The following is a 20765-nucleotide window of genomic DNA, read 5'->3' as shown; positions in this document are numbered from 1 at the left end:
TGATGAAATTGATGATCATTAATACGTTAATACATTAATACTTTTTACATTTTTACTTTAATACCTGCTCTTTAAACTGGCGTCCTCTGTCTTCATAGCTTTTGAACAAGTCAAAGCTTGCACAGCATGGAGATAGTAAAACCGTATCACCTTTTTTAGCCAGTGATTTTGAAATTCTCACGGCTTCTTCCATGCTTGAAGTATCATAAATAACCTCTTTTTTATCTTTAAAGAAATCTATGATCTTCTTGTTATCTACTCCAAGGCAAACAATGGCCTTTACTTTTCTTTTGACTAAATCTTCAATTTCGGTATAGTCATTTCCTTTATCTAGCCCACCAACGATCCATACGGTTGGTGTTTTCATACTTTCCAAAGCGTAGTAAGTAGCATTTACATTGGTTGCTTTACTGTCGTTGATGTATTTTACACTGTCAATTTCAGTTACTAATTCCAATCTGTGTTCTACAGCCTGAAACGTCATCAGTGAATGTCTGATGCTTTCATTGTTGATCTTTAATATCTTACCGGCAATAGATGCTGCCAAGCTATTGGCTACGTTGTGATTTCCCAATAGAGACAATTCATCAACTTTCATTGAGAATTCGTCTTTCATTTTTACCACAATCTCATCTTCATTCACAAAACCTCCTTCAGGTAACTTCTCTTTTGTTGAGAAAGGAACCATTTTAGCCTTTATTTCAAGTTTTTCAAGAAGGTTTTTGCTCATTTCATCATCCTTGTTATAGATGAAGAAATTATCATTTTCCTGATTTTCAGTGATTCTGAATTTTGCCAGCGCATATTCTTCATAGTTGTAGTTGTACTGATCCAGGTGATCTTTTGACAGATTCAACAATAAAGAAATATAAGGTCTGAAATTCTGAATATCATCCAATTGGAAAGAGCTTACCTCCAGCACATAATATTCATGGTTTTCATCTGCAACCTGCTTGGCAAAGCTATATCCTATGTTTCCTCCCAAACCTACATTCAATCCGTCATTTTTCAGGATATAATAGATCAGGGAAGTAGTGGTTGTTTTTCCGTTGCTTCCGGTAATGGCAATGATCTTGGCGTCTGTAAATTCAGAAGCAAATTCAATTTCAGAGGAAAGTCTGATTCCTTTTTCATGAATTTTATTGATGATGTCTGCCTTTTTCGGAATTCCCGGACTTTTTACGATCCAGTCCGCATTTAAAATCCTTTCTTCATCGTGGTTTCCTTCTTCAAATTCAATTTCATTATCGGTAAGAAACTGCTTATAGTTATCCTTAATGGCTCCTTTATCTGAAAGAAATACTTCCAGACCTTTCTTTTTAGCCAAATAAGCAGCTCCGCATCCGCTTTCTCCACCTCCTAAAACAACTATTTTCATATTATTTTGATTTAATGATTAAAAGATTTAATGATTAAAAAAATTATTCAATGTTTCAATCTTTTAATTTTTAAATTGATTTTTATCTCATTTTTAATGTGATCAGACATACAATAGCCAGTATTACCCCGATGATGATCATTCTGTTTACGATTTTACTTTCGTGAAATCCTTCTTTCTGATAATGGTGGTGTAATGGTGACATTTTGAATAGTCTATTGTTCTGGGCATATTCCAGCCCGAATTTTCTTTTTCTGTATTTGAAAACTACGACCTGAAGCATTACAGATACGTTTTCAATTAAGAAGATTCCGCATAATACAGGAATCAGCAATTCTTTTCTTAAAATAATAGCTAAAACGGCAATTACTCCTCCAAGCATCAAACTTCCGGTATCACCCATGAAAACTTGTGCAGGATAGGTGTTGTACCAGAAGAATCCGATCACGGCACCTACCATTGCCACGGCAAAAATGGTGGTTTCTCCCATATTAGGAAGGAACATGATATTGAGATAATCTGCAAAGATGATGTTCCCTGAAAGGTAAGCGAAAAGAGCCAGCGTGAGCAGTATAATGGCACTTGTTCCAGCTGCCAGACCGTCTATTCCATCTGTAATATTGGCCCCGTTTGAAACGGCTGTTACAATGAAGATCACAATAGGAATAAAGACAATCCATGCCCACTCATGGGCATCTTTATCATTCATCCAAAATAAAATTCCGCTATAATCAAACTCGTTATTCTTTGCAAAAGGAACGGTAGAAACTGTAATTTTTTCTGTAGGCATAAAGTTTTGCTCTACATTGTTTCTGTTCACTACTTTAGCATCTGCATATTTTCTTTTAACCGTAATATCCGGGTGGAAATACATTGTAATTCCGACAATTAGCCCTAATCCGACCTGTCCTACAATTTTGAATTTACCACTTAATCCGTCTTTATTTTTTTTGATTTTCTTTAAATAATCATCAAGGAAACCAATGGCACCCATCCAAAACATTGAAACCAGCAACAGTACAATATACACATTGGTAATTCTTGTAAACAGCAATACGGGAATGATGGTTGCCAAAATGATGATAAGTCCTCCCATGGTAGGAGTTCCTTCTTTTTGTTTTTGGCCATCTAATCCAAGATCACGTACCAATTCTCCCATTTGTTTTGTTCTCAGGTAATTGATTACTCTTTTTCCGTAGACAAGAGCAATAATCAGAGAGAATAGTACAGCCATTCCGGCACGGAAGGAAATGTATTTCAACAATCCTAATCCCGGAACGTGAATTCCATGGTTGGTTAGATATTCGTATAGATAGTATAGCATAGTTTCAATTGTTAATAAATAATCATTGATAATTGATGAATGATAAAATCAGCTATTATTGATCAATTATCGCTTGTAATTTACTTGCTCATTAATTTCCAAAGCTCATTAATTACTTCTTTGTCATCAAAATGATGTTTTACACCATTTATCTCCTGATAGGTTTCGTGGCCTTTTCCGGCAACCAAAACAATATCTTTAGGTTCTGCAAATTTTATCGCCATCTTTATGGCTTCTCTTCTGTCCGGAATTGAAGTGTATTTGCTGAAGTTTTGAGGTTCAACGCCTGCTTCAATTTCTTTGATGATCTGCGCAGGATCTTCTGTTCTCGGATTATCTGAAGTGATGATTGCCAAGGTTGATTTTTTGGTGGCAATATTTCCCATTTCAGGTCTTTTGGAGTGGTCTCTGTCGCCTCCGCAACCGAATACGGTGATTAATCTTTCGTTTTTTGTCCTGATATCGTTGATACTGTCCAGAATGTTTTCCAATGCATCCGGAGTGTGTGCATAATCTACGATAAAGAAAATACCACCATCGGATTTGAAAGTTTCAAACCTTCCGGAAACTCTTTTTAGTTTGCTGACTGCCTGGAGAATTTCGTCCTGTTCAAAACCAAGTTCTTCAGCAATTCCGAATACAAGCAGCAAGTTGTATACATTGAATTTTCCTGTGAGTGTCGTCCAGAATTCTTTTCCGTTGAAGTTCAACAGCATTCCGTTGAAATCTACTTCTAAAAGCTTTCCATGATAATCTGCCATGGTTTTCAAAGCATAAGACTTCTTTTTAGCCTTCGTATTCTGAAGCATGACGTTGCCATTTTTATCATCTACATTGGTGATAGCGATGGCTGTATCTTCTAATTGGTCGAAGAATCTTTTCTTTGTTTTTAAATATTCTTCGAAGGTTTTATGATAATCTAAATGATCATGAGTAAGGTTGGTGAAGCCCGCTATTTTGAAGTGTAATCCTTCAATTCTGTTTTGGGCAATTCCATGTGAGCTTACTTCCATAAAGGCAAATTCACATCCTTTTTCTACCGCTTCAGCCAAAATCCTGTTGATCGTAATTACATCAGGTGTAGTGTGTGTTGCCGGGATAATTTCTTCACCAATTCTGATTTCAACAGTGGAAAGTAAAGCAGAATCATATCCTAAGTTTTTGAAGACATCAAAAAGTAGGGTAGAAACAGATGTTTTCCCATTAGTTCCTGTAACGCCAATCAGTTTTAGTTTCTGAGAAGGGTTTCCATAGAAGTTGGAAGCAAGATGTCCCAAAGCTTTAGAAGAATCTTTCACTTTGACATAGGTGACATTCTCTGCCAATGTCTCAGGAAATTCTTCGCAAACGATTGCTGCAGCACCTTTTTCAATAGCAGAAGCGATGAATGAATGTCCATCCACTACTGTACCTCTCATTGCAATATAAAGAGAGTTTTCTGTAACCTTTCTGCTGTCGATCACCAATTCCGTAACCTCGCGGTTGTTATCACCGTGAATTTCCAGTACTGGGATTCTGTTTACTAATTCTGTTATAATCATCTTTATCAATAGAGCCTTACTCTATTTTGGTTTATATCACTCTTTTGGAGTTCTGTTTCTTTAATTTTGCAGAGACAAATAAATTCTCTGATTTTTACTGATTGTTGTGCCTTCCAGAGGGAATTGTTCTTTAATTCTTCCCACTCCTTTATAGTCGACACGATATCCTAAGTTTTCCAATTGTGGGATTACGTTTTTACCGATTAATCCTACGACATTTGGCATTTGCTTATCATTTACTGCTACTTTCACATTAGGCTCAACCATTTTGCTCAGGTTTACCTTTTTGTCTACAAGCATTTCTTTTTCAATATTCTGAGGTGTTTTCAGGAATGTTTTACCTGCAATTTCCTTAAACACGGGTGCTGAAACGGGTCCCCCATAAAATCCTATTGATGTATTGGGTTCGCTGATCATTACATAACAGGTGTATTTTGGTGCGTCTGCCGGATAAAACCCAGCGAATGATGCTCTGTATTTCATAGGACCAGGCAGCCAGTATTCAAATCTTGCGGTTCCGGTTTTACCTGCCATTTTAAGGTTAGGAGTAAAGATGCTTCGTCCTGTTCCTTTTTCTACGGCTTTGGTTAAAGCGCTGGTCATCATTTTAATAGCTTTTTCCGATGCCATTTTATTAACCATTACTTCAGGCTTGGCATTGTACATTACTTTTCCATCTTTCATGATTTTATCGATGAATAATGGCTTAAGCATTTTACCTCCGTTGGCAACTCCGTTGTAGAAAGTTGTCAATTGTAAAAGGTTGACGTTGGAAGAGTATCCGTAAGAAATAGATGCTAGTGTTGCAGCATTCCATCTTTTATTTTGTGGAGTGACAATCTTCGGTTTTGTGATTCCCGGAAGTTCGATATCCATTTTATCGAATAGTTTCCAGCGCTTCAGGTGATCAAGGAATATCTGAGGCTTTTCTGCATAATATTTTGTGATCAGTTTTGCAGTTCCCACATTACTGGATTTAGCTAAAACATCACTGATATCATACGTTCCTCCGCCGTGCCCGTCTGAAATTCTCTGTTTTGCGTAAGTCCAGACACCGTTTCCTACATTTACAGTGGTGTTTTCATCGATGAATCCATCATCCATTGCGGCCAGAAGCGAAATGGTTTTAAAAGTCGATCCCGGCTCAATATTATCTTTCAGGGCATAGTTGTAAGAGTCTTCGTAATCTCCTGAATCTGTTCTTCTTAAGTTAACAAGAGCACGTACTTTTCCGGTCTCAACCTCCATTACAATCACTGTTCCGTGTTTTGCTTCAAAATGGATCAGCTGTTTCTCCAGAGCGGAGTGTGCAATGTCTTGAATTCTAAGGTCTAAGGTAGTGTACACATCTTCTCCGTCTACAGGTTCCTGTACTTTCCAGAAGTCGATAGGTTTCCATTGAGAAGAATTGATTCTTTGTTCAAGCCTTTTTCCGTCAGTTCCTGTCAGATATTTCGAGAAAGCACCTTCCAGTCCGGATTTAAGCTCACCGTTATCCATACCAATGGTTCCGCCTCCGATTTCCGAAGTAGCCAATTCTCTTTTATAATTTCGGTCAACAATAAAACCTCCTTTATTTTTGCCTCTTTTAAAGATCGGAAACTTTCTGATTCTGTCGTATTGGTCAAAGTCAAGACCTTTTACCAACGTGTAGTATTGGTTTTTCTTTTTCTTCTGCTCGTCAAATTTCTGTCTGAATTCTCCTCTGGATTTTCCGAACATTTTGCTCAATGAATCCGTCAGCGCTCCGATATTATTGGAGTACACTGTATCTTTCATCGTTTTGAAGTCAAGATAGATATCATATCGCATCACTGTGGTTGCGAGAATAGAGCCGTCAGATGCAAAAAGATTTCCGCGGGCAGCCTTTAAAGTAGCTTCACGATAGTTTTTATTAATGTAATCGTCTTTAATTTCCTGAACATTGGTATTCTGAAGAATAACAATTCTTGCCAAGAACATTACAAACACGCACAAAGCTACCACTGCAAAGAGGTAGCCCCATCGTAACGTTTTCTTACGTTTATTGTCGTATTCATTTTGCTTTTGCATCTGTACTGTCCAGTTTTATTAGCAATTTGTGAGGGTGGTTTTCCAGGGTCATTAATGAATCCCGGGCGACCTCTTTCCCCAGCTCTGATTCCATTTTTACTTTGATCAGCTTACTCTGGGCGTAAGCGTTTCTTGATTTGTATTCTTCTGTTTCCTCCTTTAAGGCGTTTACAATTTTAATTTTTTTATTGACGAGATGGTTGGTATAAATCATGGCCATCATCAGTATAAACAACAGGAGAAAATACTTGTAATGTATTTTGATCTCATCACGATTCAGAAAGTTTCCTTTTATAATATCTATAAAAGTGAGTCTTTTCTGGGGGCGATTTGTTGTTCTTTTTGCCAAAGCTTTATTTATAATTGATTAATGATAAAAGATAATTGATATCGCTTATCACTTATGATTGATCATTTATACTTTTATTCCTGTTCTCATTTTGGCACTTCTTGCTCTTGAGTTTTCTTCGATCTCCTGATCGTCAGGAATGATTGCTTTACTCTTTATCAATTCGAATGCCTTTTTATAATTTCCGTAGATATCTCTTGCCGGTTCTCCTTCGAACATTCCGTTTTTCAGGAATCTTTTTACTAAACGGTCTTCTAAGGAGTGGTAGGAAATAACAACGAGTCTTCCTTCCGGTTTTAAAACATTGTAAGCCTGAACCAGCATTTCTTTTAATACCTCAAGTTCCTGGTTTACTTCAATTCTTATTGCCTGAAAAAGCTGTGCATAGAACTTATTCACTTTGTGAGGCGGAATATAGCTGAACAGTTTTTTCAGATCTTCCGTAGTATCTATACTTTTTGTTTTTCTGTGGTGAACAATTTCTCTTGCCAGTTTTCTTGCCTCTCTTAATTCTCCATAGTGAAAGAAAAGATCTGCAAGTTCACTTTCTTCATATTCATTAATCACTCTTTTGGCATCAAGGTTCTGCATTACATTCATTCTCATATCCAAAGGAGCATTGCTTCTTGTAGAGAAACCTCTGTCTGCTTCATCAAACTGGTGTGAAGAAACACCCAGGTCAGCCAAAACACCATCTACCTGAGGAACTCCGTACATCAGTAATGAGTTTTCCAGAAATCTGAAATTCTGATTAACTAATGTAAATCTTGGATCATCAATTGTATTTTTAAGTGCATCCAGATCCTGGTCAAAACTGAACAATCTTCCTTTGTCAGAAAGTCTGCTCAAAATCTCCCTGGAGTGGCCTCCGCCTCCAAAGGTGCAGTCCACATATATTCCGTCAGGATTCGTCACCAAATCATCAACACTCTGCTTCAACAAAACGGGGTTATGATACATGCTTAATTGTGTTTTTTATTTAATACTATTAATTAATAACCTACTATCATTATTCTTCGTCAAAAGAGCCCATCACATCTTCGGCAAGGCTTGCAAAATCAGCTTCATTGGTAGCAATTACCTTTTCATAGGCATCTTTGTCCCAAATTTCGAAGAGTTCTCCTGCGCTGGTAATCACAATATCTTTCTGAAGATTTGCGAAAACGGTAAGGTCTTTCGAGATCTGTAATCTTCCTGCATTATCCAATTCTACTGTTTTTACTCCTGCCGTAAACATTCGTATGAAATCAGCATTCTTTTTTATGAATCTGTTCAGTTTATTAATTTTGCCCATCAGTTTGTCCCATGCATTCATAGGATAGACCTCCAGACAGGGTTGGAACACAGATCTCTTGACTACAAATGCCTTGTCTTCGAAGTTTTCCATCTGTTTAATTAAAGATGAAGGAACTTTTAAGCGGCCTTTGTCGTCAATTTTGCACTCATATGTCCCAATGAAATTTTTCATTTGGGACAAATTTATATAATAATTTCCAAAATTTCCCACTTTTTCCCACTTTTTGACTCAATGTTAATAAGTTTTATTAGAGATTGAATTTCAATAATGTAAAATACTGATATGAAGATAGTTGCCGGAAGTGTTATTTAGCCCATAATAAAGCGTGTTTGAAAAAAAAAGTTAAAAAGGAGAATATTATATTATTTTTATCTTAAATTAGGATAATCAAAATTTTTTTGAGGTTTAATTTGTATTTTTGCAAGGCTTTATTAAGGCGTTTTATGATATTTAGTACAAAAAAAGAAAAGAAATATTCCTATGTAGAAGCGGGAGAAGGACATCCATTAGTGCTGTTGCACGGGTTAATGGGTGGTTTGAGTAATTTCGATAAAATGGTAGATTTTTTTTCGGAAAGAGGCTTTAAAGTATATGTTCCTCAGTTGCCGATCTATGATCTGCCGGTACTCAATACGAATCTTACCACTATCGCAAAATATATTATCAAGTTTATAGAAAGTCATATTTCAGGTCCGGTTACCATTATGGGAAACTCAATGGGAGGGCATGTAGGACTTATCTTGACTTTAGCAAGACCTGATTTGGTAAAAAATCTTGTGCTTACAGGAAGTTCCGGATTGTATGAAAGAACTTTCGGGGACAGTTTTCCAAGGAAAAATGACCGGTCTTATATCAGAAAGAAAACGGAAGAAGTTTTCTATGATCCAAAGATTGCGACAGAGGATCTTGTAGATGAAGTTTTTGCGGTGGTCAATGACAGAATGAAAGGAATAAAAACAGTAATGCTGGCAAGAAGTGCCATCAAACACAATATGCTGAATGACCTTCCGAAGATTGTGACACCTACGTGTCTGATCTGGGGGAAACAGGATAATGTAACTCCTCCGGAAGTGGCAGAGGATATGCACAAGTTTATTCCAAATTCGGATTTATTCTGGATAGACCATTGCGGGCATGCAGCCATGATGGAGAAACCGGATGAATTCAATGAAATCCTGTACAACTGGATAAAAGATAAAGTTTAATAAATACATCATAAAATGACCATTAAGAGCTTTTCTTAATGGTTTATTTTTCTAAAATACATTCAACAATGATTATCAAGACAGCAGAGTTTGTAAAGAGCAGCGGAAAATGGCAGGAATGCCCTGAACCTAATATTCCTGAATATGCTTTTATCGGAAGATCAAACGTAGGAAAGTCGTCATTGATCAACGCAATGATGAACCATAAAGACCTGGCTAAGACATCACAAACTCCAGGAAAAACCCAGCTGATCAATCATTTTTTAGTGAATGAAAACTGGTACCTTACCGATTTACCGGGTTACGGTTATGCAAAGGTTTCAAAAGTTCAGCGAAAGGATTTTGAAAAGCTGATCACGAACTATATTCTTAACAGAAGAAATCTTGTTAATCTTTTTGTATTGGTAGATATAAGACATACTCCACAGAAAATTGATCTGGAATTTATTCAATGGTGTGGTGAAAGTGGAATCCCTTTTTCAATTGTATTTACCAAGTCTGACAAACTAAAACCGAACGTTGCTGTTAAAAACGTTGAAGACTATAAAGCTGAGCTTCATAAAACCTGGGAAGATCTACCAGAATTGTATGTGACCTCAGCAGAAAAGAAAGAGGGCGGAGATAACATTCTTAATTTTATTCAAAAAACCAATGAGTTTTTAACCAATAATAATATAAGCTTCGATGAGTAATATTATCTGGAAAATAAAAACATTTGATGAGTTCACGGTTCCGGAATTGTATTCGGTACTGAAAGCTCGTATTGATGTTTTTGTTATTGAACAGAATTGTCCTTACCTTGATCTGGATAATTATGATCAGAAAGCGGTTCATATCTGGGCTGAAGAAGACGGACAGGTACTTGCCTATTGCCGTGTTTTTGATAAAGGAATAAAATATGACGAGACTTCTTTCGGCAGAGTTCTGACTACGGAGCAGGCAAGAGGAAAAAGCCTTGGAAAACAGCTGATACAGTATGCTGTAGAAACAATTGAAAACCGTTTTCATACTTCTGAAATCAAAATATCTGCACAGGATTATCTGTTAAGATTCTATAGTGGATTTGGATTTATAGATACGGGTAAGAAGTATTTGGAAGATGATATTCCGCATACGGAAATGATAAGAAAATAAATAAAAGCGAGGAAATCTAATTCTTCGCTTTTTTGATAGTTAAATATATTGGAGTGTGTTTTTATTTTCCTGAAATCGTTTTTAATATAATGGGCTCCAGATTGGAGGGGAGATCAGCAGATTTGATCTGATACTTTTTAATTTTCATTTCTTTAAACCAATTTTCCCAATATTCTTTAATAACTGCTTCTTCAAAAGGATTGCCTTTTTCAGGATTAATACCGAGAACAATTACTTCTAAATTTTTGAGATCATCATTTGCTTTTACAAATCCATAGCCTTTTTTTTCAATAGTATTTTTAAAATTAGAGGTTGTCAGATTGTTAGCTTTTATGAGCTTGGTGGTTAGATAAGAGGTTTTGCTTCCTTCTGCAAATTTTGTGTTTTCATGGTACATATATCCGTCAGTCAAAATGAACAGAATATTTCTTTTATCTTGTTTTATGCAATAATCGTTGACTTTGTTTTTAAAGAATTCCCAAATATCTGAGCCTACAAATTTTCCATCTTTTATAGCTGACTGATAAATATTTAAAGGCAATTCAGCATATTTTTTATCTACGGAATCAAAATATCTTTTTGGAACATCTTTATTAAAAGAAACTTTCAGCTCTTTTGTGAAATCATTTATCTTAGGGTCAGAAGGTTCCGGATTGAAGAAAACCTGCATCTGATCATCATAGGTGATGATTCTTTTGGATTTAATATGATTTAAAAAGCCTTTTTCAATGGCTTTGATATATTCTGTATCCCGCTGAAAATATTGCATTGTAGGATTTGGATTTGTGTTAGGATCAATTCTGTCGGATAAATCAATCAAAATGCTGACATTGATATTGTTTGAATCAACAACAATAGAATCCTTATTTCCTGTGATTGTTCCGTCTTCTTTGCCTTTGCAACAGGAAACCAAAGAAATGACCATTAATAAATAAAGTAATTTTTTCATAATCTGTGATGTTATAAAGATGATAAATACACTAAATTTTGGTTGTCGGAATTAGCACCCACAGTTTCCAGATTGGTATTGTAGGTGGCAATGCAGTCATCAATAATTGTTTGTTTTTCCGTTCTTGATACGGCTATTTTTTCACCGATGAAGGTGATCCAGCCCTGAACATATTCCGAAGCATACAGTTTGTAATCTTTGGTCGGAATAATGACTCCGTCAATAATATTCTGAAGCTCTTCGACTCTTCCCCGGGTTTTGATAACAGTTTCTTTTATCGTTCCGATACTGGCAAGGATTTCTTCAATGTCTTTTTTCAAAATATTGATCTTGTCCTGAAAGAATTCAACTCTTTTCTGTCTGATTTCCTGCTCGTTTTTGATTTTATCCTTTTCACGATGTTCTTTCATTACAAAGTCGAAAACCAGTCCCCAGATAATATAAACAATAAACCCTGCGAAAATAATTCCCCAAAACTGAATTTTAGTAAAAGCTATTTTAATATCAAATGGAGGAGATTCAAAAGTTTTATTTAATTCATATAATTTTGACTCAATTTCGTAGGCTAGAATAGAATCAAAAATAAATGTTACAATAAATAATAATCCAAGCTTGACGTAGTTTGCGGTCGTTTTATTTTCCCAAAACATATGAATCAAATAGCCTAATCCAAGAAACACAAACGGAATCAGGGTAACAAAAGCTCCTTCAATAACTCCTTCGTTCCATGCCTTGCTGAAAGCCTGAGCGTCTAAAACACTTTGAATAACAGTGCTTTTTGCATCAAAGCTTTTAAAGAATGCAGAATAAGAAGTGGATATATAAAATGTCGTTAAATATAAAGTGATAGGAATCAAAAGAATCAGGCCGATCCAAAATTTTGCAGATGCACCCCTTGTAGCTTTTACATTGTATTTTTCCGGGTTTCTGGGAAGGTCAAGAATTTCAGCCTTCAAATTTTCAATTGTATGCTGATGATTTTCAATTTCTATATTTTTGTTTTTTAGCTGTTCTTCTTTTGTTTCCTGTGATACTGTCAGCGCCTTAATTTCCGTTTCCCGGTTTTTTTGTTCATTGACGTAAGATTCTTTCAGATTTTTCTGTTTTTCGACCATTTCCTTTTCTTCGTTCTGAAATTTGGAATAAACGGCATCGAGGCATATGGATAGGGTAGAATGGTTTCCGTTGGTTCGCGAACTGTCTCTGTAACCTGATTCATGATAAGTTCTCTTTCTGGTTTCTTCCAGAGATTCATCGTTCGGATTGTCATTATTTGAGGGAAGCGGTTCCGGTTTCGGTTCTATCGGAACGGATTTGAGTTTGAATAAATTTTTTATACTGGCGGTGTCCATGATGAGTTAGTTTTTTAATTCATATAAAATTTCACTTTTGTTCTTTCCGATTCTTACAGCTTCAATGAGATAGTCTACAATTGCCGTTACATTTTCTTCCAAAAAGCCAAACATCAGAACGTATTTTTGCATTGCAGAATATTCGTTTGGCGAAACAATTCCGTCTGCCCAGATCATTACGGTGAGATCATATAAATAATCTACTTTCTCCTCAATAGTCTGTGGTACCAATGATTTTAAATTGATGGGATTTAAAAGGATTTCATCTAAATTTTTGGATGGAATTCCCCTTTCTTCTGCACATTTGTAGAGCATTTTTAATTCTAATGCACTGAAATCATCATCGCAGATAGCCATTTGATACAACCTTAAAAAATGGGCTTTGAGATTTTCCGTTATATGATTGTTTTCCATGATGGTTATTCTTCTTTGGTTTTTTTAGGATTAATAATTCTGTCTCTTGAAACAGTTCTTTGATGAATAGGTGATGAAGGTTCTGTAGTTTCTTCGGTAATTTCTTCTTCTTTTTTTTGTTCTTTTCTTTCTATGAAAGTGATCAGCAGAAATAAAATTCCTGTGATGATATCAATGGGGATCCAAATGCTTTTCCGATATAAATAAAAAGGAAAAACGGGGTTGAAAAGAATTAGGATGATTATAAATAGTATACTGAAATAGCGTTGTTTAGAGCTCAGCGTATTGTACAAAACCAGTAAAGCTCCAATGGAAATAATAATTCTAAGAAAAGTATAATATTCTATAGGAAGTCTGAAAATACCAATGAAACAACATAATGCACAGAAGGTGAGAAATTGTTTCATTTTTTTGTTTATTTTATATCTTTATAATGAACATATCCTGTTTTTTTACTTGATTTAACCTGTACCTTGTACCACGAACCATCTCTTGAAAGTTGAATCAATTTGGCCTTTTTAGAGACTGTTGCTATTATTTTAGATTTTAAGGATGGTTTCTCGTAAATATTTGTTGCTTCTATTCCTGCTATATACCTGTTGCTGGAATTAATATTAACATTAACCTCATCAATAAAAACTTTTGGTGGTTTACTGGATTTTGTTTTGGTGGATTTATAAGAATCAGAAGGTTTGTATTTTCCAGGCTTACTTTTTTTACTGGAATTATCTGATGATGAGCTTCTTCCGGAAGAACCTCCTCCACAAACGCCGCACGTTCCACCACCACTGCAGTGCCCGCATCTTGAGCAGTTAGAGCAGGCTGTGCAATAGGAAGAACCTGTACATCTTCCGCCGTGTCCTGCATTGTCATTGGCTTTTAAGCAAGAATTTAAAAGAAGTAAGCTGAAGGTAAATATAATGAAGGGTATTAATTTTTTCATACTTTAAAAATTAAAAAGTTAGTTGGATTTTGCTGGGCTATTATTTAAATGAAAGTTTCATTCATAGAGATTTCTCTCATTGCCTGTATTTTTAGATGATCATTGGCATTTTTGTACTGCCGGAGAGAACTTGATAATGCAAGTGTGAATATTTCAGCTTCTTTATAATTTACACGCAGTGAATAGCTTTTATTTTGGATTACCAATTCAAGATTTCCTCCTCTTGCGTTGTGGGAAATCAATTTATAGAAAGGAATTTGGAAGCTTTTCCCTCCGGCATTGAAAATAATTCTTGAGTTGGTAAGATACAGAGTTCCGGGATGAGTCTCCCTTATATTTTCTTTTACGGGACGGTATCTTCCGCCGCCAATTCTGGCATTTACTCCTTTCATAACTCTGAAAGAAACACCGGTACTTGTGCGTGAATATCCTGCATGAACCAGCTTGTTTTCAATAAGAGTTGCAGTAACGTTTAAATAGTATTGTTCATCTCTTGCTAATGTTATGGAAGGATTGTAAATAACTTGAAAAATACCATGGTCAAGATTCCATAATAACTTGGCATGCTGTAAACTTTTAATTTTTCGGTCAGAAAGAAATATTTTAATACTCTGATGATCAATTTTCAGATTTCTTGTTGCCTGTTTCAACTCTGTTTCTTTTATTGGAGAAAGACGATTATCTGATACCTTTTCTTCAAGTATTCTGTTAAATAATGAAAAAGCAATTTTATTTTTGATCTCTTCAGCTTTATCTAATGGAAATTGAAGAAAGATAGCAATGCTTGTGATTTGTTTACTTTCTAAATCAGTCAATACACGATCTTCATAACATTTCTGAACCAGATTTTTTACCGTTTTTTCTGAGATCCTATTTTTTTCTGAGAGTACTTGCTGATCAGATAAATTGAAATACACTTTAATCTCGTTCAGTTTAAGGATTTTGCTTTGGGTGAGATTAAAATCTGAAATAGCAGTACAAAGGGTATTATAATAAATTTTTCTCCCAAGCCTTAATTTTTGTTTTTCAGTTAATGCTTTTTTGTGGTTTAATACATTTTGTTGATAGACGGGTAAAATAGTATGAAGATCAGAATAGTCTATGGTTTGTAAGATTTTATGAGTTCCATCAAGATTGATCATTCTTATTTTATTAATAATAAAATTACCTGTTGGCGGGATTAAAAATATACCCAATATCAGCATTACAATTGATGCCTCAAAACTCTGTTCTATTAATAGACTCAACGAAATAAGAAGAAATGAAACGCCCAAAATCCACCGTAAAGCTTTCAGAATAATTATAAAAGTTTTCATGGTTATTAGTTTTATGAATAATTTTCCAGCGTCTGATGAAGCTGATTCCTGTAATTATAGATTTCATCCAGAGTAGTCAACAAAATCTTTTCTCCTGCTTCTTTTCCGTTGTGAAAAGTCTCCAGATATTTATTTGCTGTATTAAAGTGTAGTCTGCAAATCGGTTTTCTATTGTTATCATCCAGCAAAACTCCGAAATATGAAAATGTATCTCTGTAAGCAATTCTGGATGACGGAATTTTCTCTCTCAGGATCGCTTTTACAATTTGAAAACCTTCCAGCTCTTCTTCCGTTGTTACAATTTTAGAATCATTATTCTCATCGATGGGTTGTGATGTTTTTACATCGTCTTCTCTTTTTTCTATTTGTTCGTTAATGCTTAATGCAGATTTTAAACGGAAGCTGATGGATTCATTAATAGAAGTCGTTAAAGCCTTTTTTGCATATTCTTTGAAAGAAACCATTCTGTTGGCTGTTAAAGGCTTTTCAAAGAAACGGTTCACTAATAGTTTTACCAATTCATCAGACGGGTTTTCGATCTCTTTTTCAAATTCTTTTCTAATGGCTTTGATGTATTTTAACGCTTCTGCAGAATCGAGAATATTTTCCAGATTATAATCTTTCTTCGTGAAGCTTTCCAGAATTTTAATGGAACTGTCTTTTAAATCCTCAATATTAATGGTGAAAAAAGGTTTTTCATCCATAATATTAGGTTTTTCCAAATCTGTGTAAAAGTTGTATATAATTCCATTGGTCAAAACTCCGAATCTTGTTTTAGAAACATGATAATATCTGTGAAGCTGTGAATTGTGAGCATCTGCACTTTCCTTCCAATGTTTACATTCGATAATGAAGATAGGCTCATCATTATTTTTGATAACATAGTCTACTTTTTCACCTTTTTTCGTGCCAATGTCACAAACGTGTTCAGGGACAACTTCCGTAGGGTTGAAGATATCATAACCCAGAATTTGTATAAAAGGCATTACAAAGGCATTTTTTGTAGCTTCTTCCGTTCCTATCTGTTCCTTCAGTCCAATTACTTTCTGATGTAACTGATCAAGTTTAATTTTGAGATCCATAGTTTATTTTTTTAAAGTTTCATCAACAATTTCTGCTGTTGGAGCATTTGATTTTACGGAAGCAATACCGTTTTCCATTCCGGATTTTGAACTGTACATTTGACTGTTTCCGATAATTTCACCGTTTTTTGCTTTTAACACGAAATAATCTTTTCCGTTTTTCGCTACTCTTCTGTCATATCTTGAAAGGTCCTGAGAATTAATTTTTACAGATTCAATTCCTTTCTGACAGGATGCTTTCTGAACATATCCTTCACTGGTTAAAATAATTTCGCCATTTCCTGCCTTCAGATTAAACTGATACTCGTTGTTGATTCTTTGTGTGATGATAAATTTTCCCATGATTATTTATTTTTAATGAATCTTTCTGAAACTTCTGTTTCATTAAGAATTTGTTGATTAGGTAAAATGATTTGAATTTCTCCAGAAGGATTTTCCATGATACAAGCACTTGATCTACAGTTCTGAAAACGATACTGGAAAGCTTTTAATCCTGAAATAAGCCCTTGTTCTGCTGTTTTTTTGTAAACGTATTGGGAACAACTGGTTCTGAAAATACATTTTCTTCTTTTTGGCGGAGGAATTACTATCCAATAAGTTTTAATAAGGAGGATTAATAGATTTTTCATTTTCTTCTTTACTAAAAACAACCATTTGATAAGAAGTCATATAACCTGGTTTGACTGTATTTCCAAAACAACCTTCAACAGGTTGTATGTAAGTAGATACACTTTCCAGTCTTACATATTCCCAGCCGTCATGGGTATGAACTTTTATTAAATTGTCTAGCTGTTCTGCAATATTTTTTGCACTCATATTTTGTTGATTAGCGGTTGCAACAAATGGTATTACTTTATATTCCATAATTGTTTATTGTTTTTAACATTCCAAAAATATGAGCATTAAAATTCTGTCCGTTACGGGTTTCCGTAAAATGGGCAAAAAATAAAAAACCTTTCAAATTTTTTGAAAGGTTCTAAGTGAAATGAATTGTTTTTATATAATCCCGATATCCTTGCAGAAGGCCACCAGCTGTTCGTTGCTGTTTATTTCGAGGTCTTCTTTCAGACTGTTTAATCTTTTCTCAACACTGCTCAGGCTGGATGGCTTAATATTTCTCTCCTCGAGATGAACAGGAATGTTTTTTTGTAAGACTCCTTTGGAAAGCAGCGAAACAAGAGTAATGTCAAACGTAGAAAATTCATAGCTATTGAATTTTTTCATATCCTGCTTGAGCTCAAAAGATAAATAGTTTTCGCCAATGTATACAGAGGCAATCGACTTTTTTAAGTCTTTTGAATCGTTTCTGGCTTTACGAACATAACCGTTAATTTGGTAATCCGAAAAAAGATTTTCTATGACCCCCGTTTTATGCTCCGCCGAAAATACAATGATTTTCAAATCAGGCTGAATCTCTTTTGCTTTTTTAATAAGATCTTTTCCGTCTTTAAGATTCTGTTTATGATGGTCATCTTCATAATAAAGATCTGTAATCAACAAGTCATAAGGATGTTCTTCCCGTAAAGCTTTCTGTATTTTTCCTATGGCATCGTCACAATAGTACACATAATCTACGTTGGGAATATTCAGATCCTCAAGGGTTTTCTGAACGGAAATATTGATGCTTTCATGGTCTTCGGCAATTAAAACTTTTTTGAACATGGTTATACGGTTTAATTTTAAAAAAAAGGTTAAGACCTCAAAAGTATAGTCATTTATTATTTCATCATTACGTGATCCCGTAAAAGGGCGAAAAAATCTTTTCAACAGATAGGATCAGATGAGACCAATATCTTTACAGATTACGATCATTTCAATATTATTTTTTGCACCAAGATTGTCACGAAGCTCATTCAACCTTTTTTCAATAGATCTGATGCCGTATGGTGTCATTCGATGGTTTTTCAGATAGGTACTTATTTCACTCTGTTTGTGTCCCTTGGCAAGAAGCTCAATTAATTTCATATCATACACATCAAACTCAGAAGAAATATGACGCATTGTATTCAGAACTTCCTGGGGAATTACAGTCTCTCCATTAAAGATTTTCCGTATTGTGTTTTTCAGGTCCTGCCCGTCACGCCTTGCCTTGCTTACAAACCCGTCAACCTGATATATCTTGTACAGATCATCAATTATTTTGGCTTTCTTTTCTACAGAGAATACAACTATTTTTAACCCAGGCTGAACCTTTTTTACCTCAGAAATAAGCTCCTGTCCGGAACGAAGCCGCTGAGGAATATGATCTTTTTCAAATGACAGATCAGCAATAAGAAGATCGTAAGGACTTTTCTTTTCCAACGCTGTTCTGATCCTGCTTAAAGCTTCATCACAATACATTACGTAATCAAAATCAGGGATATTTAATTCTTTTATTGTATTCAGGATTCCCTGGTTCATTATTTCCTGGTCTTCCACGATTAAAACTTTTTTGAACATGACTATATGATTAGGAAACAGGGAATGAAAGATTTACCTTCAGCCCTTTTTCAATTTTTGTGTCAAAAGTAATAGTTCCGTTAATCGCTTCTATGCGGGATGCCGTATTACGCAGACCATTTTTATAAATAAGGTCTCCGGAAATTCCTATTCCATTGTCTTTGTATTGAATTTCAACGAGATTGTTTATTTTTTCAAACTTCACGGCAACATGGCTGGCATGGCTGTGTTTTTTCATATTCACCATCAGCTCACGAATCATTTGGTGAACTTCGTCTTTAACTGTAGCAGAAATAGGCGCCCAAATCGCGGGACTGTTTCCTGCAGTAAATGTTTTTACAGTTTCACTATTGAAGGAAGCAATAAGTTCTGAAATTACTTTGCTGAATTCTTTTTCTTCGCCAATTTTATCATAGGATATATCCCTTGATTTTTCATAGACAAATTCCAGTTCGTCAAGTGCTTTATCCCGGTCAAAATCTTCTTGGTTCTCAATCTTTGTCATCACCTGATAAATGCCGTTGGCAACTACGTCATGGACTTTTTTCGATATTCTAAGCTGGGTGTTTTTTATTTCAATTTCTTTTTCTTGTTGAAGGCCTTTTTGTCTTTTTTTATACCACATTATAATGAGTGTTAGTAAAACTAAAACGACCACTAAAATACCTATTGCAATATACTGCGTCAGTATATGATTTTTATTCTGGGCATTTTGTTTTTTTATTTGCTCAGTGTCAAACTTTATAAGGGCAAATTGATTTTTAGAGTTGTTTCTTTCTGTTTGTAGACTATCTGCTAGTGTAGTATATCTATTGAAGAATTTTTTATAGCTGTGTGGATCTAATTCAATAATTTTCTGTAGAGCCTCTAGCTGATCATCAGGACTCTTTATTTTTTTTGATATTTCATACATTTTGTTTGCATGAAATAATGCTTTTTCAGAATTTTTGTTCATGAAATAGTTACTTAGATGAGAATGACTGGAATTTTGCCCCCAAAGATCATTTTCATTTTCTCGTATTTTCAATGCTTTTAAAAGTTCTGGTTCGGGATTATAAGATGGATCTGATAACCACTCTGATGTTGTAAGATTAGTTAATGCAGTGGGATAGATTTGGTTATTTTGTGTTTTAGAACGACTTATTATATTTTTATAAATTTTAATAGCCTGGGTATATTGTTTATTTTCTTTGTAAATACGGCTGAGATTATTTAATGCAATTAACTTTGATGATTCATCAATTGCAAATTTTAATGCTAATTTGCTAAATTTAATTGCACTTTTATAATCTTTTAAATTATCACTTGAAATTCCAAGATTGATATAGTTGGAATAAATATCAGAAAACTGGTTCTTGTCGTTTTCATCAAAAATTTTGATAGCTTGTGTAGAAAGTGATTGCCCATTATAGTAATCTCCTTTATTGGTAGATATTATTCCCATTTGAATAAGGCATTTTCCTTCTTTGATCTTATTTTCACTTTTAAGAAAAAGCTCTTTAGCCTTGTCAAAATATACATATGCACTGTCTTCATTTTTTTTCTCTAGAAAAGCATATGCTTTTTCATAAAATATATTAGTCTCGTTTTGTGAATTTCCTTTTTTGCAGGAATATAGAAAACTTAGTATGGTTAGTAAAAAAAACAGTTTTTTCATGGAAAAAGTTTACTGCAAATTAATAAAAAAAGACAGATTGTGTAAATCTGTCCTTTTTTATTTCTTAAGTAAAATAATAAAAACAGGAGAAACTTAATTTTTCCCCTGTTTCAGATTATTTTTTAGGTGGTACTTGTATTGTATCTCCTCCTGTATCGTTTCCCCCGGTTTCTCCCGTATCTCCTATACCTGTAGATTCTCCCTGAGATTGTATTGTTACAGTTGTTGGGTTATTATCATTTGCTGTTGTTACATTAGCAGTATTGTTTGAGAATGCTAAACCGAATAGCATTAATATAATTTCTAACATAGTTCAAAAAATTTATTGTTAAA

24 protein-coding genes are annotated in these 20765 nt (G+C 34.7%); 3 read left to right on the top strand and 21 right to left on the bottom strand.

Going from position 1 to position 20765, the window contains the following annotated elements:
• Positions 1 to 52: 52 nt before the first annotated feature.
• The 7 genes from murD to mraZ form a co-directional block, all read right to left on the bottom strand.
• Entirely contained in the window at positions 53 to 1378 is a 1326-nt protein-coding gene (murD, locus tag ACLMCG_RS20060) for a UDP-N-acetylmuramoyl-L-alanine--D-glutamate ligase (protein WP_413960929.1), read from the bottom strand.
• A gap of 82 nt (positions 1379 to 1460) precedes the next feature.
• The gene (gene mraY / locus ACLMCG_RS20055; RefSeq protein WP_126652841.1) at positions 1461 to 2702 is read right to left on the bottom strand and encodes a phospho-N-acetylmuramoyl-pentapeptide-transferase; all 1242 of its coding nucleotides are present in this window, start codon (positions 2700 to 2702) and stop codon (positions 1461 to 1463) included.
• 80 nt (positions 2703 to 2782) lie between these two features.
• On the bottom strand, positions 2783 to 4243 hold the full coding sequence (locus ACLMCG_RS20050) for a UDP-N-acetylmuramoyl-L-alanyl-D-glutamate--2,6-diaminopimelate ligase (RefSeq protein ID WP_413960928.1): 1461 nt from the start codon (positions 4241 to 4243) through the stop codon (positions 2783 to 2785).
• 60 nt (positions 4244 to 4303) lie between these two features.
• Complete coding sequence (locus tag ACLMCG_RS20045; protein ID WP_223598097.1) at positions 4304 to 6295, bottom strand: penicillin-binding transpeptidase domain-containing protein; 1992 nt, start codon at positions 6293 to 6295, stop codon at positions 4304 to 4306.
• The gene (locus ACLMCG_RS20040; RefSeq protein ID WP_047377999.1) at positions 6279 to 6644 is read right to left on the bottom strand and encodes an FtsL-like putative cell division protein; all 366 of its coding nucleotides are present in this window, start codon (positions 6642 to 6644) and stop codon (positions 6279 to 6281) included. Before ACLMCG_RS20040 ends, ACLMCG_RS20045 begins: the two co-directional genes overlap by 17 nt.
• A 66-nt stretch (positions 6645 to 6710) precedes the next feature.
• Entirely contained in the window at positions 6711 to 7604 is an 894-nt protein-coding gene (rsmH, locus tag ACLMCG_RS20035) for a 16S rRNA (cytosine(1402)-N(4))-methyltransferase RsmH (RefSeq protein ID WP_223598096.1), read from the bottom strand.
• Positions 7605 to 7653: 49 nt separating this feature from the next.
• Positions 7654 to 8112 (bottom strand): division/cell wall cluster transcriptional repressor MraZ, encoded by a 459-nt coding sequence (gene mraZ / locus ACLMCG_RS20030; RefSeq protein ID WP_047421934.1) that lies wholly within the window; start codon positions 8110 to 8112, stop codon positions 7654 to 7656.
• Between the two features lie 272 nt (positions 8113 to 8384).
• On the opposite strand from mraZ, the gene ACLMCG_RS20025 reads away from it, so the two are divergent.
• From ACLMCG_RS20025 to ACLMCG_RS20015, 3 genes are all read left to right on the top strand, one after another.
• On the top strand, positions 8385 to 9146 hold the full coding sequence (locus ACLMCG_RS20025) for an alpha/beta fold hydrolase (RefSeq protein WP_047379978.1): 762 nt from the start codon (positions 8385 to 8387) through the stop codon (positions 9144 to 9146).
• Between the two features lie 68 nt (positions 9147 to 9214).
• Entirely contained in the window at positions 9215 to 9838 is a 624-nt protein-coding gene (yihA, locus tag ACLMCG_RS20020; protein WP_223598094.1) for a ribosome biogenesis GTP-binding protein YihA/YsxC, read from the top strand.
• Positions 9831 to 10280, top strand: coding sequence for a GNAT family N-acetyltransferase (locus ACLMCG_RS20015; protein ID WP_413960927.1), 450 nt, complete (start codon positions 9831 to 9833; stop codon positions 10278 to 10280). Before yihA ends, ACLMCG_RS20015 begins: the two co-directional genes overlap by 8 nt.
• Before the next feature lie 61 nt (positions 10281 to 10341).
• On the opposite strand, the gene ACLMCG_RS20010 is transcribed toward ACLMCG_RS20015, so the two are convergent.
• The 14 genes from ACLMCG_RS20010 to ACLMCG_RS19945 all read right to left on the bottom strand — a co-directional run bounded on the left by ACLMCG_RS20010 (position 10342) and on the right by ACLMCG_RS19945 (position 20724).
• On the bottom strand, positions 10342 to 11229 hold the full coding sequence (locus ACLMCG_RS20010; protein ID WP_413960926.1) for a hypothetical protein: 888 nt from the start codon (positions 11227 to 11229) through the stop codon (positions 10342 to 10344).
• A gap of 11 nt (positions 11230 to 11240) precedes the next feature.
• Positions 11241 to 12581 (bottom strand): beta-carotene 15,15'-monooxygenase, encoded by a 1341-nt coding sequence (locus tag ACLMCG_RS20005; RefSeq protein WP_413960925.1) that lies wholly within the window; start codon positions 12579 to 12581, stop codon positions 11241 to 11243.
• A 6-nt stretch (positions 12582 to 12587) separates the two neighbouring features.
• Entirely contained in the window at positions 12588 to 12995 is a 408-nt protein-coding gene (locus ACLMCG_RS20000; RefSeq protein WP_413960924.1) for a hypothetical protein, read from the bottom strand.
• Positions 12996 to 13000: 5 nt separating this feature from the next.
• Complete coding sequence (locus tag ACLMCG_RS19995; protein ID WP_413960923.1) at positions 13001 to 13402, bottom strand: DUF6804 family protein; 402 nt, start codon at positions 13400 to 13402, stop codon at positions 13001 to 13003.
• A gap of 8 nt (positions 13403 to 13410) precedes the next feature.
• On the bottom strand, positions 13411 to 13938 hold the full coding sequence (locus tag ACLMCG_RS19990; RefSeq protein ID WP_413960922.1) for an SH3 domain-containing protein: 528 nt from the start codon (positions 13936 to 13938) through the stop codon (positions 13411 to 13413).
• 44 nt (positions 13939 to 13982) lie between these two features.
• On the bottom strand, positions 13983 to 15254 hold the full coding sequence (locus ACLMCG_RS19985; protein WP_413960921.1) for a hypothetical protein: 1272 nt from the start codon (positions 15252 to 15254) through the stop codon (positions 13983 to 13985).
• An 11-nt stretch (positions 15255 to 15265) separates the two neighbouring features.
• Entirely contained in the window at positions 15266 to 16336 is a 1071-nt protein-coding gene (locus ACLMCG_RS19980) for a type I restriction endonuclease (protein WP_413960920.1), read from the bottom strand.
• A 3-nt stretch (positions 16337 to 16339) separates the two neighbouring features.
• Entirely contained in the window at positions 16340 to 16678 is a 339-nt protein-coding gene (locus ACLMCG_RS19975; protein WP_413960919.1) for a YegP family protein, read from the bottom strand.
• 2 nt (positions 16679 to 16680) lie between these two features.
• Complete coding sequence (gene yidD / locus ACLMCG_RS19970) at positions 16681 to 16965, bottom strand: membrane protein insertion efficiency factor YidD (protein ID WP_413960918.1); 285 nt, start codon at positions 16963 to 16965, stop codon at positions 16681 to 16683.
• On the bottom strand, positions 16937 to 17200 hold the full coding sequence (locus ACLMCG_RS19965) for a hypothetical protein (RefSeq protein WP_047378012.1): 264 nt from the start codon (positions 17198 to 17200) through the stop codon (positions 16937 to 16939). Before ACLMCG_RS19965 ends, yidD begins: the two co-directional genes overlap by 29 nt.
• Positions 17201 to 17332: 132 nt before the next feature.
• Positions 17333 to 17998, bottom strand: a complete 666-nt coding sequence (locus tag ACLMCG_RS19960; RefSeq protein WP_413960917.1) for a response regulator — start codon at positions 17996 to 17998, stop codon at positions 17333 to 17335.
• A 114-nt stretch (positions 17999 to 18112) separates the two neighbouring features.
• Positions 18113 to 18775 carry a response regulator gene (locus tag ACLMCG_RS19955; protein WP_413960916.1) on the bottom strand — a complete coding sequence of 221 codons (663 nt, stop codon included), beginning with the start codon at positions 18773 to 18775 and terminating at the stop codon, positions 18113 to 18115.
• Between the two features lie 10 nt (positions 18776 to 18785).
• Entirely contained in the window at positions 18786 to 20432 is a 1647-nt protein-coding gene (locus tag ACLMCG_RS19950; protein ID WP_413960915.1) for an ATP-binding protein, read from the bottom strand.
• Positions 20433 to 20547: 115 nt separating this feature from the next.
• Entirely contained in the window at positions 20548 to 20724 is a 177-nt protein-coding gene (locus tag ACLMCG_RS19945; protein ID WP_413960914.1) for a hypothetical protein, read from the bottom strand.
• Positions 20725 to 20765 lie beyond the last annotated feature (41 nt).

This window comes from Chryseobacterium sp. S90, from assembly GCF_047444895.1.
Taxonomy (GTDB): domain Bacteria; phylum Bacteroidota; class Bacteroidia; order Flavobacteriales; family Weeksellaceae; genus Chryseobacterium.
This window is presented reverse-complemented; position numbering and strand designations above follow the sequence as displayed.